Consider the following 15927-nt stretch of genomic DNA (forward strand, 5'->3'; position numbering starts at 1 on the left):
TAGACGGTAAAGCGATGCAATCTAGCATAAATCCAAATCTTGTTATTGAAGATACTCAGCCTAGCTTAGTACGTAGTTGGGCTGATTTGTTGTATGCAATATCATCAGTTGTAATTGGCGTTTTTACTTTGCTGTCGTCAATGTGTTTATCAGCAACAGCTGACGCTATGAAGATTGATGCACGAAATGCTACTCAAATTATAGGATTATCTTTTAATAATCTTTCATTTGTTCTGATACAGCAAGGTCTTACTCTTATTGTTGTTGCAGAAGTTATTGCACACATGGTTTCTGACAGGCGTTGGATTGATACCGCTATTTCTGTTATTACGCTGTTTATAAGTTATGGTTCAGTATGGCTGTTATCTATTGCGATATTTTCTACACACAATATAGCTTTGATTGAATCTTTACAAATGCGGTCTAATAACACTTGGGCTGATTTGCTTCCAGACATGTATGCTGTTCTGGTTGCTTTTCTTACAGTTAGTGGTCCTAGACGCGAATATAAGCATGTAATGTGGGGCTGGAATGCTTTATTCATTGTTACAGCAATACTTCTATTTTCATCTTGGGACTCATACTCTGCTGTTCTTGTATCATACTGCTTAGGAAGAGCAATCGGTACGCTTATTCGCTTCGCAAAAGGCACGCGCAGTAAGGGTGCTTGGGGTGACGATATTGTTCTTGCTTTAAAAAATATTGGCATAGATAATCTTACTCAATTAACTCGCAGAACTCAGCAAGCTGATCATACTGGAGTACTTCGTTCGAGTCTTGATGATGATTTAATTGAAAATTCAAGATTGTATGATGCAACAGATATTCACGGCATACGTTACGTAATTTCAGTATTAGATAATCAAGTTCATCTACCAGGTTATTTAAATCAGTTATGGCAGTGGGTGCGTTTAGTAGATATACCGACTCGTAGAGATCGTTCTGCTAGGCATTCTGTTCATCACCATCTTTCTATGCTTCTTGTTTTGCGAAATATGCATTTGCCAACAGCGAATGTTTATGGAGTAAGCGACAGCGATAAATCTTCAATAATGGTTTTTCATGCTTCTAACGCTCTACTGCCTTGCAATTTGAATACTTTAACTATTGATGATGCAGCAAAATTAATGCGTTATGTAGATGCTGCTAATACTCGCGGTATTACGCATAGACGCATCACTCCTGAAACTATTGCTAGGCTTGAAGACGGAACCCCAGTTATTGCAGGTTGGCAAAATGGCGATGTTGCCAGTGATGATACAAATATTGCACTTGATAAAGTTCAGCTTTTAACGCTTATTGCATCTTGCACAGATATTGACACTGCTCTTAAAGCTGCTATTAACACATGGGGTGCAGAAAAGTTATCTGCACTATTGCCTTTTATGCAGAAAGCAGCTATTCCTGCTTCTACGAGATCTTTGCCATCGTGGAATAAAAAAGTTTTCCAAAATCTTTGCAATAAGCTAACTCAAACAGTTGCTTTACACACAGATGAAGAAGATTATGATACTGTGCGTTTAGCGCGCTTCAATATACGTTTCTTTGTTAGCTTGGTTCTTTCGATTGTTGCTGTTGCTGTTATTGCTACACAGTGGCATCCTCAGGAAGTATTTGCTGCCTTACGTCACGCAGATAATGTAATGGTATTTATGTGCTTTGCTTGCAGCATGTTTGCTTGGGTTGGATCTGCAATTACGCTCGGCTCATTCATGGATGATCAAAAACCTTCTGCACATGTTTTGTTTGCATCTCAAGCAGCTTCTGGTTTCACAGCAGTTTCTATGCCTGCTGGAGTTGGTCCTGCATTTGTAAATATGCAATTATTAAAGAAAAACGGGTACACTTCAGCTCAAGCTACAGCAATTACTAGTGCAGTATGGCTTATTCAAGCATTAATGACCACTTTAGTATTACTTTCTATAGGCGTTTTCACTGGTAAAAATGTGCTTTCTGGAATGATTCCTACTCACATGCTCATTACTTTCATTGGAATAATCACACTTATAGTTTGTGTTTTAATGGTTATTCCGTCCGCTCGTAAAGTAATTCGTAAACATTATTTGCCAATATTATCTGATTACGGCCATCAAATTAAGGAACTTATTTCACATCCTATGCAACTTATTGCAGGCTCTTTTGGTGCTATTGTGCTTGTTTCATGCATTGGATTGGGTTATTGGATTTCTTTGCTTGCATTTGGATATTACGCAAATCCTTGGGAAACAATCTTACTGTTCTTACTTGCTAATGCTGCTGGATCTGCAATACCTACACCAGGCGGCTTGGGTGCTGTTGAAGCTTCTCTTACTTTCGCATTTACATCTGTAGGTGTTCCTCCAACAGTTGCTTTGTCTGCCACTCTTCTGTATAGGCTTATGTTCTACTGGTTGAGAATTCCGTTAGGCGCGTTTGCAATGAAGTGGCTCAGCAATAATGAGCTTATATAAGTGAGATTTACAAACATTTGTGTATTTTTATTAGCAAATATTGTATCTGTTTCAATGCAAGTGCGTTTTAAATAAAAAATAGCAAAAAATAATGAAAAATATTAAGAAAAAAATGCAAAAATGGCTACATTTGTAGGGAAAATGTACTAATATCTAGTATGAACGTGACCTTTGAAGAGAAGGTCCCCTGACACAAAGGATGCTGCATGGCATACAACAAGTCTGATCTCGTTTCTAAGATCGCACAGAAGTCCAACCTGACCAAGGCACAGGCCGAAGCCGCCGTCAACGCATTCCAGGATGTGTTCGTTGAGGCTTTACAGTCCGGTGAAGGTTTGAAGCTTACTGGTCTGTTCTCCGCAGAACGCGTAAAGCGTGCTGAGCGCACTGGCCGCAACCCGCGTACCGGTGAAACCATCAAGATTCCAGCTTCTTACGGTGTACGTATTTCTGCTGGCTCCTTGTTGAAGAAGGCTGTTACCGCCTGAAATTAAGCGTTTTTCGTATTTATTAAATTAAACAAATACTATTTGCGCAAAAACAAAGATGGGCACTCCAAAGCTGGAGTGCCCATCTTTTATAAATCTCCTCGTTCCATTTTTCTCAAACGCGGCTCTGCGCTATCTTTTGCTCCCGTAATGCGGTAAACGTCAAAAACGCCTTCAATCTTACGGATAGCAGCAAGTAGAGTTGCTAAGTGCTGAGGATCTGCCATTTCAAAGGTAAATTGACTTGTTGCAACACGGTCATCGCCTGTAGCAATAGTTCCGGAAAGAATATTTACTCCATGATCTGAAAGAACGCGAGTAACATCCGAAAGAAGATGCTGTCGATCCAATGCTTCAACTTGAACTTTAACCAAGAACAAGCCTTTATCACTAGTCCATTGAACAGGAATAACGCGCTCTGATTGAGTTTTTTGCAAATCGAGCATGTTCTGGCAGTCAGTCCTATGCACAGATACACCTTGGTTTCGTGTTATAAAACCAATAATCGTATCTCCTGGAACTGGCATGCAACATTTTGCAAGCTTTACCCAAACGTCTCCAACGCCCTTAACTGATACTCCCAAAGCGCCGTTAGATTTATGGCTGCGCTCAACATGGCGTAAAGGCAATGCTTCTTGTTCTACTTCTTCTGCAACTTCATCAGCACCAGCATCTTTTACTAAGCGCGAAATAACATTCTGTGTAGAAACTTGACCTTCGCCAATAGCTGCATACAAAGACTCAACGTTAGTAGGCAAATTCAATTCATCGGCAACGCCAATTAATGCCTGCTGAGTCATCAAAGTAGTTAAAGGCAAGTTACGTTTACGCATAGCGCGAGTTAGCTCGTCCTTGCCCTCTTCAATCGCCTCAGAGCGGCGTTCCTTGCTAAACCATTGGCGTATTTTATTTCTAGCACGAGGAGATTTTACAAAACTCAGCCAATCGCGAGATGGTCCAGCTGTATCCGACTTTGAAGTAAGCACCTCTACAGTGTCACCGTTTGAAAGCTTCGTATCAAGAGGAACTAAACGTCCATTTACACGAGCGCCCATCATGCGATGACCAACTTCAGTATGCACAGAATATGCGAAATCAACAGGAGTTGCATCTTGCGGAAGCGCAACAATACTCCCCTTTGGAGTAAAAACATAAACTTCAGAAGCACCAAGATCTTGCTTTAATGAACCTAAGAATTCATCTGAATCTGGGGTCTCACTAGTCCAATCAGCAAGCTGTTGAATCCACTTAAGATTATCTGCTTCGCTAAGCTCTTTTTTGTCATCAATGCTATTTTCGCGTTTTAAATCATCATTATCAGGCTTACTTAAAGCACGACCAGCTTGACCATTAGCTTTGTACTTCCAATGAGCTGCGATACCGAATTCAGCACGCCTATGCATATCCCATGTACGTATTTGAATTTCTACTGGCTTTCCACCAGGACCTACAACTGTAGTGTGTAAGCTTTGGTACATATTCAACTTTGGAGTTGCAATGTAATCCTTAAAACGTCCTGGAACAGGGCTCCATCGAGCATGCACTGCACCTAATGCTGCGTAACAGTCACGAATAGAATCGACTATTATTCTCACGCCAACTAAATCGTAAATATTAGCAAAATCATGACCTCGAACGATCATCTTTTGGTAAATAGAGAAATAATCTTTTGGTCGACCTTTTACTGATGCTTTAACGTGTTGTTCTGCAAGATCTGCATTAATTTCTTCAAGAATTTGTCGTAAATAAACTTCGCGCTGACCTGCTCTACGAGCAACTAAAACAACAATTTCATTATAAATTTTTGGATACAGTACTTTAAAACTCAGCTCTTCAAGTTCAGTTTTAATTGCATTCATGCCTAAACGGTTAGCAAGAGGCGCATATACGTCAAGAGTTTCTCTTGCTTTTTTATGTGAACTTGATGGCTTAACATACCTCCAAGTGCGAGCATTATGCAAACGATCCGCAAGCTTTACTACAAGCACTCGCACATCGCGGCTCATTGCAACAACCATTTTACGAATAGTTTCTGCTTGAGCGCTTTCGCCATATTCCATGTTGGATATTTTTGTAACACCATCTACAAGACCTGCTACAGTATCGCCAAATTCAGCTCGACATTCTTCTAGCGTGTAATCAGTATCTTCTACAGTGTCGTGTAATAATCCTGAAGCAACAACAATTGGTCCCATTCCAAGATCTGCAAGAATTTGAGCTACAGCAAGAGGATGAATAATGTATGGCTCACCAGATTTGCGTCTTTGACCTGTATGCTGCTTTACAGCACGATCATAAGCTCTATGAAGAATGCTCATATCCTCATTAGGATGATGCCATTGGCACATGCTCAATATTGGCAATAATGGATTTCGAGAATCTTCGCTGATTTCACATCCGAGCCTATTGGATCCTTTTACATCCTCTTGAAGTTCACCCATTTGGCACCTCCTGGTACTTTTACTATCCTACCTGCAATTCGCTCAATACACTACAAAAACAAAAAATACATACAATAAATCCGACTCAGTTTTAAAAACCGGTCGGATATTTATAAAAAGATTATTGTACGCCAGTGGAGCCAAAACCTTTATCAGAGCGATCAGATTCAGGTAATTTAGATGCGGGAATAAATTGTGCTTCTACATAACGTTGTATAACCATTTGAGCGATACGATCACCTTTATGGAATTGCACTGTGTTCTCAGGATCTAAATTAATAAGAGGAACCTTAATTTCACCACGATACCCGGCATCAACTGTTCCAGGTGCATTTAGCACAGTCACACCCTGCTTTGCTGCTAAACCAGAACGAGGATGCACTAAAGCAACATAACCTGCAGGTAAAGCTATAGCAACTCCAGTAGGAACAAGCGCTCTCTGGAAAGGACGCAAAGTAAAATCTTGGGTAGTTCTTAAATCGGCACCTGCATCACCTGCATGCGCGTAGCAAAGCGGCTGTAATGTAGATGTTTCATCATCGAGATACTTAATTAATACCTCAACCTGTTCGGGGCCAGTATAGGTCTCGTCGTATGCCATTTAAGCTGCGCACTCCTTGCAAACAGGCTGACCATCAGCATTAGTTTCAGCTAACTGGCTGCGATGCTTAACTAAGAAGCATTCAGAACAAATAAATTCATCGCCTTGCATAGGGATAACAGTTACAGATGCATCTTCGTTACTTAAATCAGCACCTGGTAACTCGTAGTCTTCAGCAATAGCATTTTCATCATCGTCAATGTCGCTGCTTGAATTTTGAGAACCTTTACTCAAAGCTTCCAACGACTCTTCGTCCTCATCTTTGCTACGAGGAGAATCATAATCCTGTGCCATTATGGTCCTTTCGTCTTTAAAGCTACTTACGCGCATAGCATACACGAATGCTACCCCGTATATTACACATTTTTTATTCTAAATAAAATGGTAAAGAATGCAGTGTATGGACTAAAGTATATAAATAGTATTGTTAAAAGCGAAGAAAGTGGTGCATAATGCTTGAAAATCCGCCAAAAGAGGCGAGTTTCGACCATGTTGACGCAGACGGCAATTTGATTTTCATTTGTGAAAACACGCCGTTACGTATTCAAGTGGACGACACGCTGGAACGCGCCATCGCTGATTCACACAAAATTACGAGTAAAAACAGCGATGAACATAACTCAGCAGATGCTGGCACAAATTCTATGCAATCTAATGCAACATTGCCTATTTCGCAAATTCAGGCATTGATTCGCGCAGGAGTTACACCTTCACACGTAGCGCAAAGATACAACGTCAGCGAAACACAAGTTAGGCGTTTTTCTGCAGGCGTTGAAACAGAAAAGCAGTATGCAATTGAGCAGTTCCTTCTAGTACCTGCTCCTAAACAAAGCAATATGCGCACTATTGCAGATTTAATTGAGAGAACGTTAGCTAAAGCACATATTGGCATGGAAACAGTGCAATGGAAAGCAACACGCCGAGGATTAGAGCCATGGCGAATTAGTGCTACTTTCAAAACTGCTACTCGCACTATTAAAGCTGAGTGGACATGGAACATGCATGACAACTCTGTTACGTGCGCGAACCCTTCGTCTAGATTGTTGCTTGGTGAAGATGTCAATGCAGCTGATACTTCTAAGCAGTCTCCATATGGTGGAGCTTATAGAGATACTGTGAGCATTAATTTCCCGTTCAACACTGAAGAGCTTCCTGGAAATTCTATTCGTTCTGCCAGAATTGAACGAGCTGTTTCTCAATGGGAACTTAGAAACAGTGACAAACTTGCAGATGCGCAAGTCCAATCTTCGCTCGAAATTCAGGACAATAGTTCTGACATACAGCAAGTATTAGAAAAAGGCTATTCTGAGCGTTCTACTAAAACAAATACGCAATTTAAAGAAGATAACCCTCAACAGCCATCGTTAATACAACCGGATGTTGAATCTAATAATAGAAACGAAACGAATAGCAAAATCGCCAATGAGTCTAAAAAAGCACAAAAATCATTGGCTGCTAAAGTTCAAAATGCTGAAAAAGCAGATATTGCTAGCAAAACTTTGCAAGAAAATACTTCTGAAAGTAATCAAAATTCTGCTAAAAATAATCAAGAAATTAATACTAATAGTCAAGAAAAATCATCTTCTGAGCACAATAAACGTAAAGCTGGAAGAGCAGCGGTACCAAGCTGGGATGAAATATTATTTGGCGAAAGCTAAATAAGAAGTTTAAAAAATAAATTTTTCGCTTATTGACAATACGTGTGGCACTTTTATTAAAATTTTAAGTGCCACACATTTTTATTTGCTAAGTTGCGATTTATAAAAATATTTTTCAATATTAGAAGCAAAAACTCGCTTACACTAAATCTATGAGGCACGGAATATCCATTTCCATGTGAGTCATCGATCCATGCACGCTAGGTAAACTCATAGCTTTATCGGATTGAATGCGAGAATCAACAATTGTGTAAGCTCCACAAGCTTGCACAATAACATCACCAATAACAGCCTCTGCCCTGTTGTTTACTAAACCAAAAATACCATCGTCAATAGCTTGTTTTTTACTGCGTACAATTGCATTAGTTCCAAAATATTCGCGCCAACGGTAAATAATATCTTCAGGATTTGCGTCACTGTTAGCATACAACATTACAGAACGAGGTTCACCGCCAACCATCGATACGCCTTTCATCAGCTCATCATGCTTAGCAATATCAACTCGCTTACTTGGATCAGATTTAATCATCCCATGATCTGCAGTAATAACGATTAATGTTCCAGGAGCACAATTTGCTCGCAAAAGACGCAACTGTTCGTCAATTTGCTCAAAAACAGAAACCCACTGCTGAGAATCCCAACCATAATTATGACCGGTTTTATCAGCGTCACGTAAATACATATAAGTTAAACCTGGAGTTTTACTGCTATTAGCAGCCTTAAGAATGCGAGCTCTAGGAGTTCCAGCAGTAATATAATTTGCTCCACGAAAAGCAGCTTTTGTAAGAGGTGTATTTTCAAACTTTGCTAATCCCACGCTATCTGCACGGACTCCATTAGAAACTAAACTTTCAAATATAGTTGGCTCTTGCTGCAAAACTAGCGGATCAGGTGCATCATTAAATTGGATAAGCTGCGCAAGTTTACCATTTTGAGAATTTTTTTGCGTGTAACCAGTCATGCAAGTAAGACCAGGACATGTGCCTGTTCCAAAAGTAGCCATTGCAGCAACAGTTGTGCTTGGAACGCACGTGCTAATTGGTCGTTGATTTATTGATTCGTTAAGCAAGGATCGTAAATAAGGAGCGTGACCTTTGCGCATAAGAATATTCCAGTATCCTAAACCATCTATTAGCACTACAATTGCAGAATTAGATTTAGGGAAACCAAGACTTTCTCGCAAAGCGTGTGGATCGTTATGAATAGCTGTTTTAACAGGAGCATCTATTGCATCACTTAAAGCTGGAAGAACCGAAGATATATGTAACGCTCCCCCAAGATTTTTTTCATTAAAATCGTAAGAAAAATCTTCATTAACTGCGAAATTAGAAAAATCACCGTACTTAACATTTCCAACGAATTGTAAAAGATCATTTTCAGACGGTATTTCAGCACTCATACTTACTATTGAACCACTTATATTGCATTGAACAAAACGCGAATAACAAATATTTATATAAATAACTAGTCAAATTGCTGAAAAATTCAGCAAAAACATGCTGTTTGTGCATATAAATTGCTAAGATTGATAGCCGTAATGTCATTCAAGGAGTTCTAAATATGCCCTCACGCCATCACTCAACACAGCAAGCTTTCGACCCAAGAAAAGTTAAAGAGCATATTGTTGAAACACCATTGAATGAAGAAATGAGCAAATCCTTCTTGGAATATGCTTATTCAGTTATTTATGCTCGAGCTTTACCGGACGCACGAGACGGAATGAAACCAGTGCAGCGACGCATTGTGTATCAAATGGGCAATATGAATTTGAGTCCTGATCATGCTTATATGAAATCAGCGCGCGTTGTTGGTGAAGTAATGGGTAAACTTCATCCTCACGGTGATTCTGCAATCTATGAGGCAATGGTTCGCCTAGCTCAACCATTTTCACTACGCTTGCCACTTGTTGACGGACACGGTAATTTTGGCTCTCTTGACGACGGTCCAGCAGCTTCTCGATACACCGAAGCGCGTTTAGCTCCTGCATCACTAGGTATGAACGCGGATATCAACGAAGACACAGTTGATTTCGTGCCAAATTACGACAATAAACTAAAAGAACCTACTGTGCTTCCTGCAGCTATTCCAAATCTTTTAGTAAATGGCGCTTCTGGAATTGCTGTAGGCATGGCAACAAATATGGCGACGCATAATCTAGGCGAAGTAGTTGCTGCAGCAAAATATGTTATGAAACATCCTGACGCAACCCTAGATGATCTTATGAAACTAGTTCCAGGACCTGACTGGCCTAGCGGAGGAATTATCATTGGTCGAAGTGGCATTCGCGAAGCTTACGCAACAGGTCGCGGAGCATTCACTACAAGATCTACAACACATATAGAAAATATTACTGCTCGCAAAAAAGCTATTATTGTTACAGAACTTCCGTTTATGGTTGGCCCAGAGCGCGTTTTGGAAAGAATTTCTCAAGGAGTTAAATCAAGAAAATTAGACGGTATTTCAGGTGCTATTGATTTAACAGATCGACATAACGGAACTCGCATTGTTATTGAGATTAAGACAGGCTTTGATCCTAACGCTGTGCTTGCTCAACTTTTTAAGCACACTCCTTTGCAAGAGAGCTTTACTATTAACAATGTTGCACTTGTTGACGGCAGACCTCACACAATGGGCTTGAGAGAGCTATTAGACGTTTGGATTTCTCACCGCAGAACAGTAGTACGCAGACGCAGTGAATTTAGGCGCAAAAAAGCTCAAGAACGCTTACATTTGGTTGACGGCTTGCTTCTTGCACTTCTTGATATTGATGAAGTAATTCAGGTTATTCGTTCATCTGAGGATGCAGATAGTGCAAAAACTAAGTTAATTAAAGTATTTGATCTTGACGAAATTCAAGCACAGTACATTCTTGACTTGCGTCTTCGCAGACTTACTAAAATGAGCCGAATAGAGCTCGAAGCTGAACGCGACGATTTGCTCAAAAAAATTGAAGAACTGAATCAAATATTAAGTTCTGAAGCGAAGCTTGACCACGTAGTAATAGCAGATATGGATTCTGCAGTTAAACAATGGGATACTCCGCGCAGAACAATTTTGCTTGACGAAAATGAAGATGGTAGTTTTACTCCAGTAGCCTCCAGCATAAATAAAAACAGTGAGGATATTGCGATTAAAGCCGTTCAATCAGCAAATAAAATTACTTCAACTCAAGCAGATTTGGCTGCAGCAGCTAATGCAGCTCGTAAAACCGGAGAAGCTGACGCATCTTCTGTTGCAATGCAATTAAGTGACGAACCTTGCGCAGTAGCATTAAGCACGTCCGGGTTAATTGCCAGAACAAGCACTGAAGTGTTAGAACATTGGAATTCGCACAATAACAACGTATTTAACACTCCTTGTAAAACAATGTTTGAAACAACAACGCGTTCAACTTATGCTCTTGTTACTTCATCTGGTCGACTAGTTCTAGCTCATGTTGCAGATTTGCCACAACTTAACTACGAAGAAGGAAAACCTGCACTACTGAGCCACGGAGTAAAAGCACAAGAACTGCTAACTTCCACACAAAGCACTGATCCAGTAAGAGGAGAACATGTAGTTTCAGCAATAGCATTTAATGCCTCACAAGACGCTACTCCACTTGCAATCGGAACACGAAACGGTGTAGTTAAAAGATGGAATTTTGAAGCTCCAACTACCATGGATTCATGGAGCATAATTGATTTGAAAGATGACGACACCGTTATTGCTGCAGCTCCAGCAAAAGACAATGACAGACTTGTGTTCATTAGTAATGATTCATCATTACTTACTTTTGACGCTAAACAAGTTAGACCTCAAGGGCGCACAGCAGGCGGAATGGCAGGCATTCGTTTATCAGAAGGCGCTAAAGTTGCAACCTTCGCAGTAGTGCCAGAAAAATCAATAGAGTGGCATTATGAAGAAGGTGAAAATGGATTATTCTCCGCTTCTGGAACAGTAGTATTCACCGTTGCTGGAGACAGTGAAGCTCTTCCTGGAACAGAAAATGGTTCTGCAAAGATTACTCCATTTGATATGTACCCAACAAAAGGTCGCGCAACTGGCGGCGTGCGCTCGCAAAGATTCCTTAAAGGTCAAGATACGTTAATACACGCATATGTTGGATACTATCCATTGCAAGCAGTTACGGAAGGCGGAAGCAATGTTGAGTTACCTAAGCCAGATATGCGTAGGGACGCTTCTGGAACTGAACTCGTTTCACCAATTGCACATATTGGATAGGATTACAAACAATTTCTAGAAAATTACTAACAATTAGTAATTGATAAGAAAATAGATAATATAAAACTAAAGCTATTAAAAACTAGATAAGTTTTTAAAGAGAAAGGGAAAATATGTTATTTTGCACTAATTGCGGCAGTAGCATGTTAGACGACGCAAAGTTTTGCGAACAATGCGGTACTCCTAACGAAAATTACACAAAGCAATCTGAGGAGCAAGCTAAAGAACAAGTCAATGAGCAAACTAACGAACAAGAAATAAATCAAGTAGAGCAACAAACATATGCGCAAGAGTTGCAAGAAGAAACTAATGAAAGTAATAAAAATCATAAGAAAAAAGGTGCATTCATATCAATTATTTGCGCAATAATCGTTCTAGCTATAGTTGCGACCGCTGGAACAATTTATTACATAACGCAAGTACAGCCAAATTCAGGTATGGTTACAGTTCCAGCAATTAAAGATACAAATGCTCAAGCTGCTGCAACGAATTTACGCTCAAAAGGTTTTAAAGTACAAATTGTTAGGGAACTTAATAAACGCAAAAAAGGTTCCTTTGTTTCATTAAAGGGCATTAAGCCAGGTAGTAAGGTTAAAAATTCCACAAAAATAACAGTTGTGGAATCTCTTGGTCCAGGTATGCCAAAAAACGTTATGGGAAAGACTGTAAACGAAATTACTGACGAAGTAAAAGAAATGGGCTTAAAAGTAGAGGTTCATAAAGTTCCTGCAACTTCAAAGCCTGGTACTGTTGTAGCAACTTACCCAACTCCTGGACATGCTTTTGTTCCTGCTTACGAAGGTGACAATATGCATATTGCTGTTGCTACCCCTATTGCTAGTGAAGACTATGGGAAAGTTGTGCCTGCAGACATATTAGGAAAAGATACGAATACTGCAAAGAATATGCTTAAGAAAGCTGGCATAACTAACTATAAATTAGAACCAAGATTCTCTTCGAAAGATTTCGTTGGCAAGATTACAGGCTCCTACCCTAATTTAGGCGACTTGTATGCCATGAACACTGGCGACATTACAGTGTATTACGGTGTTGATGCAAGTAAAACAAAAGAAGTATTAACTAAAAAAGAGCATTTGGGCGGAATGGAAAATGCTGATGTTCGCGTAACAAAAGGCCTTTCACCAATTGCAGGAGTTTGGTGCAAGAAAGGCGGCGATTGTCTGTACTTCAATGAAGCACCATCGTTTGTTGAAGGTGAATCTACAGTTGTATTAGGAACACGCATTGGCGATTTAATGCATGATGGAACGTCACCTATGATGATAAGTGATGAAAATTATCTTAGTATGAATAATTATTCGCAAGATACATCGGGACTTATTCTGTACGATAAAAAATTACCTGCGTATGACATGATGAAAAATCATTTGCTTTCCGGCGATACTGGCGCAGTAGAATTCTACAAAGGGTTAGATTTGCCATCTTGCGGAAACAATATATTCCCACCATCGACAGGTTCGCGAGTTTGTGTGCATGGTAAAGATATAAACGCAGAAGACAACCCTGAAGAATTTGATGATCAAGGAATGTACACTGGTTCTTCCAAAGATGCTAATACAGGATTAACTTACAAAATGCATGATTTCTTTGTGCTTGTTCCTGTAAATACAAAATTTGATGAACTTGAAAAAAGCGGATACTTTAAAGGCAAAGGCAAAAATAAGCCTGATTTTAGCCGACCATTCATTATGCGAAGGGATTCAAAGCTGTACGATAAAACACAAGTAGCTATTCCTGATGAAATTAGTGGACCTGACAATTATCCGACAAGCCCGTTTGTGCCGACAAAAAAGAGCAAGACAGTGCCTTTCGCGCCAGCTCCGGATGACAGCAACGTTTACTACAAGCTTGAAGAACCTATTAACTGGTCATTGTTTGATATTATAAAAACCTTTAATTAGTGCTTTTAGCTGCAGTATTTGGCAATTTAGTCGGCTTGCTGCAAAATCGTGCTAAATAATTGTGCTACTGGTTCTCGTGGTTCTCGTGGTTTTCACGAGAACCACGTTTTTTTATGCGAATCATGATTCTTTATGTCATGTTCGTTTGATTTTCACAAGACGCATTAGACAATAACAAAGTTAAATGCAAAACTTAACTAATCTACTTGTTATTCCTACGTTTTGTTAATTTGATAATTATGATGGAGCATATAATTTCTTTAGGATTTTTGGTTTTCAGAATGAAGATAAAGACGCTACGACTAAATTCATGGAAAAAGAAAAAGACTATGAAGCGTCTGTATATAAACGTACGGGAGCACGCCTTAAGAAATTACCTGTTAGCCAATTAACTGGTCAAATTAAATGCCAGTATAGCATTCAAAACACTGATGATGACTGGATTGCTTGCGAAGCTCCATTTAGAATGGCCGGTGCCTCAGATAAAGGAACGTTTACATATGATGCTATTTTAAGGCTTAACTACCAGGTAAACCATGACCAATCAGTAAGCAATCGTCGTATTCTAATTGTTGGTTATGCCACAACAAATTAAATAAAAAAAATATTCAAAAAATAGCGTTTTTTGAGCCAGCCCTCGATAGATATTAGTTGAGAATACTATTCGTATCTATCAAAAGGCTGGCTTTTTTATGAAAAAACGAAAAATAATACCCCATGCTTTTCCTAAGGCTTTAGCAAAAAGCGGTATTGTAAGGGTGCAAAATTATAACAAAATCAGGTATCGATTTTGGAACAATCGAAGTCGTCAGCGTTATCAACAATTATTGAACGCTTTTCAAGCTCGCATCCGAAATTACTTCAGGACATGAATTATCATAATCTTTAGATTCATGTATCTCATCAAGCAAATCTTGCACCAAATATCCGTCACTCATGCAATGCATATCCGAAATACCGTTGCGCATTAAATCGTAAGTAACTGAATGATAAAACACGTCAAGCGCCTGCTCATAACTCAACCCAGCACGCTCAGCTAAAAGACTTACAACCCTCGCATACTTCTTTTGCAACAAAACAGGATTCGCCTTCAAAATCCATCACTCCCCTAAAAACTTGCCACTTACACACTCGCTTTTTACGTATGTAAGACACAAATCAATAGCTTTTTGACTTCTAAAACAAATTTGGTTATTAGGCTTTTCATACTTTAGCCTACCCAAAGCTTCAGCTTTAGTAATAAGATTATCAAAAAACAATTCAAGAGTGTTATAAACTTTATCGTTCGCAACACCGCCAATTACCACGTCAAAACTACTTGAGTCATTCCCGGAACGAGCATTAAGTATGAAATTAAGCCATTCTTCAGAATATGAATCAAACTTAAGCACAGATAATTTATTAAGCGCATCCTCATAAAAATCATAAGAAGAAACAAAAGCATCTTTGCCCTTGCGAATAAATTTCTTCGCCCAATTATCAGCCTGACTGCGTATTGAAGTAGTGTAAAAACCTGCACCGAAATCAACATCTTTACGCGAATGCAATATGTCCGGAAATTCAACAGGCATAAAAGAACCATGATAAACAATCATACTTCCACACCTTTTTCTCGCATGAAAGAAATAATATCGTTTGTAATATACTCTTTTCCTTGAGTATGCAAAACATCATATGACGGAACAATATAAGACATAAGAATATTACTTTTCTTAGTCAAAGCATCATACGTATCACGAGGGTTTTGATTAAGCTTCTTAGCAACATTTTCAATACAAAATATTGCAAAATCAAGCTTATCTTTGTCAAAGCTCGCTTGTTTATTATCAATCACAACCCCTCCTTTTGTAAAAACATTATTAGAAATACATCTACTAGATAATGCGTATACAACAAGTCCTAACACACCTAACACAAGTCTACATCAAAAAATATAAGTAAGGCTTCTGCTTAGTGTATTAAACATAAAGTTTCAACAAACTCAGCAAAACTTAAATTATTCGACAATTACTTATTTTCTTAGTAGAATGAGCGCACCTGAGAAGATAAGTAAGGATTTTGTTGAACAGTATGATAGCATTGTATTTGAATTGCGGTGGACGTCTTCGGACTAAACCTAGAAGAATCTGATGCGTCGGATTCT

At 39.2% G+C, this 15927-nt stretch carries 13 protein-coding genes; 6 read left to right on the forward strand and 7 right to left on the reverse strand.

Features of this window, described 5'->3' with window-relative positions:
• Positions 1-14: 14 nt before the first annotated feature.
• On the forward strand, positions 15-2450 hold the full coding sequence (locus AC1EKT_RS02105; protein WP_419399285.1) for a lysylphosphatidylglycerol synthase transmembrane domain-containing protein: 2436 nt from the start codon (positions 15-17) through the stop codon (positions 2448-2450).
• A gap of 206 nt (positions 2451-2656) precedes the next feature.
• Positions 2657-2938 carry an HU family DNA-binding protein gene (locus tag AC1EKT_RS02110; RefSeq protein ID WP_004119480.1) on the forward strand — a complete coding sequence of 94 codons (282 nt, stop codon included), beginning with the start codon at positions 2657-2659 and terminating at the stop codon, positions 2936-2938.
• Between the two features lie 89 nt (positions 2939-3027).
• Here the strand turns inward: AC1EKT_RS02110 and AC1EKT_RS02115 are convergent, their stop codons facing one another.
• The 3 genes from AC1EKT_RS02115 to AC1EKT_RS02125 form a co-directional block, all read right to left on the reverse strand.
• Complete coding sequence (locus AC1EKT_RS02115; RefSeq protein WP_415686876.1) at positions 3028-5379, reverse strand: RelA/SpoT family protein; 2352 nt, start codon at positions 5377-5379, stop codon at positions 3028-3030.
• Between the two features lie 121 nt (positions 5380-5500).
• Positions 5501-5980 carry a dUTP diphosphatase gene (gene dut, locus AC1EKT_RS02120; protein ID WP_004106773.1) on the reverse strand — a complete coding sequence of 160 codons (480 nt, stop codon included), beginning with the start codon at positions 5978-5980 and terminating at the stop codon, positions 5501-5503.
• Positions 5981-6274 carry a DUF4193 domain-containing protein gene (locus tag AC1EKT_RS02125; RefSeq protein WP_119526708.1) on the reverse strand — a complete coding sequence of 98 codons (294 nt, stop codon included), beginning with the start codon at positions 6272-6274 and terminating at the stop codon, positions 5981-5983.
• Between the two features lie 158 nt (positions 6275-6432).
• Here AC1EKT_RS02125 and sepH point away from each other — a divergent pair, with 158 nt between their 5' ends.
• Positions 6433-7638 (forward strand): septation protein SepH, encoded by a 1206-nt coding sequence (gene sepH / locus AC1EKT_RS02130; protein WP_415686877.1) that lies wholly within the window; start codon positions 6433-6435, stop codon positions 7636-7638.
• A gap of 139 nt (positions 7639-7777) precedes the next feature.
• On the opposite strand, the gene AC1EKT_RS02135 is transcribed toward sepH, so the two are convergent.
• Positions 7778-9037: an alkaline phosphatase family protein gene (locus tag AC1EKT_RS02135; RefSeq protein WP_419399287.1), complete on the reverse strand. Its 1260-nt coding sequence runs from the start codon at positions 9035-9037 to the stop codon at positions 7778-7780.
• A gap of 161 nt (positions 9038-9198) precedes the next feature.
• Between AC1EKT_RS02135 and AC1EKT_RS02140 the strand changes: the two genes are divergently transcribed.
• The 3 genes from AC1EKT_RS02140 (at position 9199) to AC1EKT_RS02150 (ending at position 14379) form a co-directional block, all read left to right on the forward strand.
• Positions 9199-11862 (forward strand): DNA gyrase/topoisomerase IV subunit A, encoded by a 2664-nt coding sequence (locus tag AC1EKT_RS02140; protein WP_415687286.1) that lies wholly within the window; start codon positions 9199-9201, stop codon positions 11860-11862.
• A gap of 113 nt (positions 11863-11975) precedes the next feature.
• Positions 11976-13784 carry a PASTA domain-containing protein gene (locus AC1EKT_RS02145; protein WP_481615961.1) on the forward strand — a complete coding sequence of 603 codons (1809 nt, stop codon included), beginning with the start codon at positions 11976-11978 and terminating at the stop codon, positions 13782-13784.
• A 310-nt stretch (positions 13785-14094) separates the two neighbouring features.
• Positions 14095-14379, forward strand: a complete 285-nt coding sequence (locus tag AC1EKT_RS02150) for a hypothetical protein (RefSeq protein ID WP_481615962.1) — start codon at positions 14095-14097, stop codon at positions 14377-14379.
• A 229-nt stretch (positions 14380-14608) separates the two neighbouring features.
• On the opposite strand, the gene AC1EKT_RS02155 is transcribed toward AC1EKT_RS02150, so the two are convergent.
• The 3 genes from AC1EKT_RS02155 to AC1EKT_RS02165 are packed head-to-tail and all read right to left on the reverse strand — an operon-like array spanning position 14609 to position 15618.
• Positions 14609-14878, reverse strand: a complete 270-nt coding sequence (locus AC1EKT_RS02155; RefSeq protein ID WP_415683001.1) for a DUF3791 domain-containing protein — start codon at positions 14876-14878, stop codon at positions 14609-14611.
• 6 nt (positions 14879-14884) lie between these two features.
• Entirely contained in the window at positions 14885-15379 is a 495-nt protein-coding gene (locus AC1EKT_RS02160; protein WP_415683000.1) for a DUF3990 domain-containing protein, read from the reverse strand.
• The gene (locus tag AC1EKT_RS02165) at positions 15376-15618 is read right to left on the reverse strand and encodes a DUF3791 domain-containing protein (protein WP_419399290.1); all 243 of its coding nucleotides are present in this window, start codon (positions 15616-15618) and stop codon (positions 15376-15378) included. The genes AC1EKT_RS02160 and AC1EKT_RS02165 overlap by 4 nt, the downstream gene beginning before the upstream one ends.
• Positions 15619-15927 lie beyond the last annotated feature (309 nt).

The sequence above is a fragment of the Bifidobacterium sp. C0047B3 genome (assembly GCF_056590535.1).

Bases quoted from the DNA above. Each gene is read 5' to 3' on its own strand.
- AC1EKT_RS02105 (WP_419399285.1), top strand. From the start codon at position 15: ATGCAATCTAGCATAAATCCAAATCTTGTTATTGAAGATACTCAGCCT.
- AC1EKT_RS02110 (WP_004119480.1), top strand. From the start codon at position 2,657: ATGGCATACAACAAGTCTGATCTCGTTTCTAAGATCGCACAGAAGTCC.
- AC1EKT_RS02115 (WP_415686876.1), bottom strand. From the start codon at position 5,379: ATGGGTGAACTTCAAGAGGATGTAAAAGGATCCAATAGGCTCGGATGT.
- dut (WP_004106773.1), bottom strand. From the start codon at position 5,980: ATGGCATACGACGAGACCTATACTGGCCCCGAACAGGTTGAGGTATTA.
- AC1EKT_RS02125 (WP_119526708.1), bottom strand. From the start codon at position 6,274: ATGGCACAGGATTATGATTCTCCTCGTAGCAAAGATGAGGACGAAGAG.
- sepH (WP_415686877.1), top strand. From the start codon at position 6,433: ATGCTTGAAAATCCGCCAAAAGAGGCGAGTTTCGACCATGTTGACGCA.
- AC1EKT_RS02135 (WP_419399287.1), bottom strand. From the start codon at position 9,037: ATGAGTGCTGAAATACCGTCTGAAAATGATCTTTTACAATTCGTTGGA.
- AC1EKT_RS02140 (WP_415687286.1), top strand. From the start codon at position 9,199: ATGCCCTCACGCCATCACTCAACACAGCAAGCTTTCGACCCAAGAAAA.
- AC1EKT_RS02145 (WP_481615961.1), top strand. From the start codon at position 11,976: ATGTTATTTTGCACTAATTGCGGCAGTAGCATGTTAGACGACGCAAAG.
- AC1EKT_RS02150 (WP_481615962.1), top strand. From the start codon at position 14,095: ATGGAAAAAGAAAAAGACTATGAAGCGTCTGTATATAAACGTACGGGA.
- AC1EKT_RS02160 (WP_415683000.1), bottom strand. From the start codon at position 15,379: ATGATTGTTTATCATGGTTCTTTTATGCCTGTTGAATTTCCGGACATA.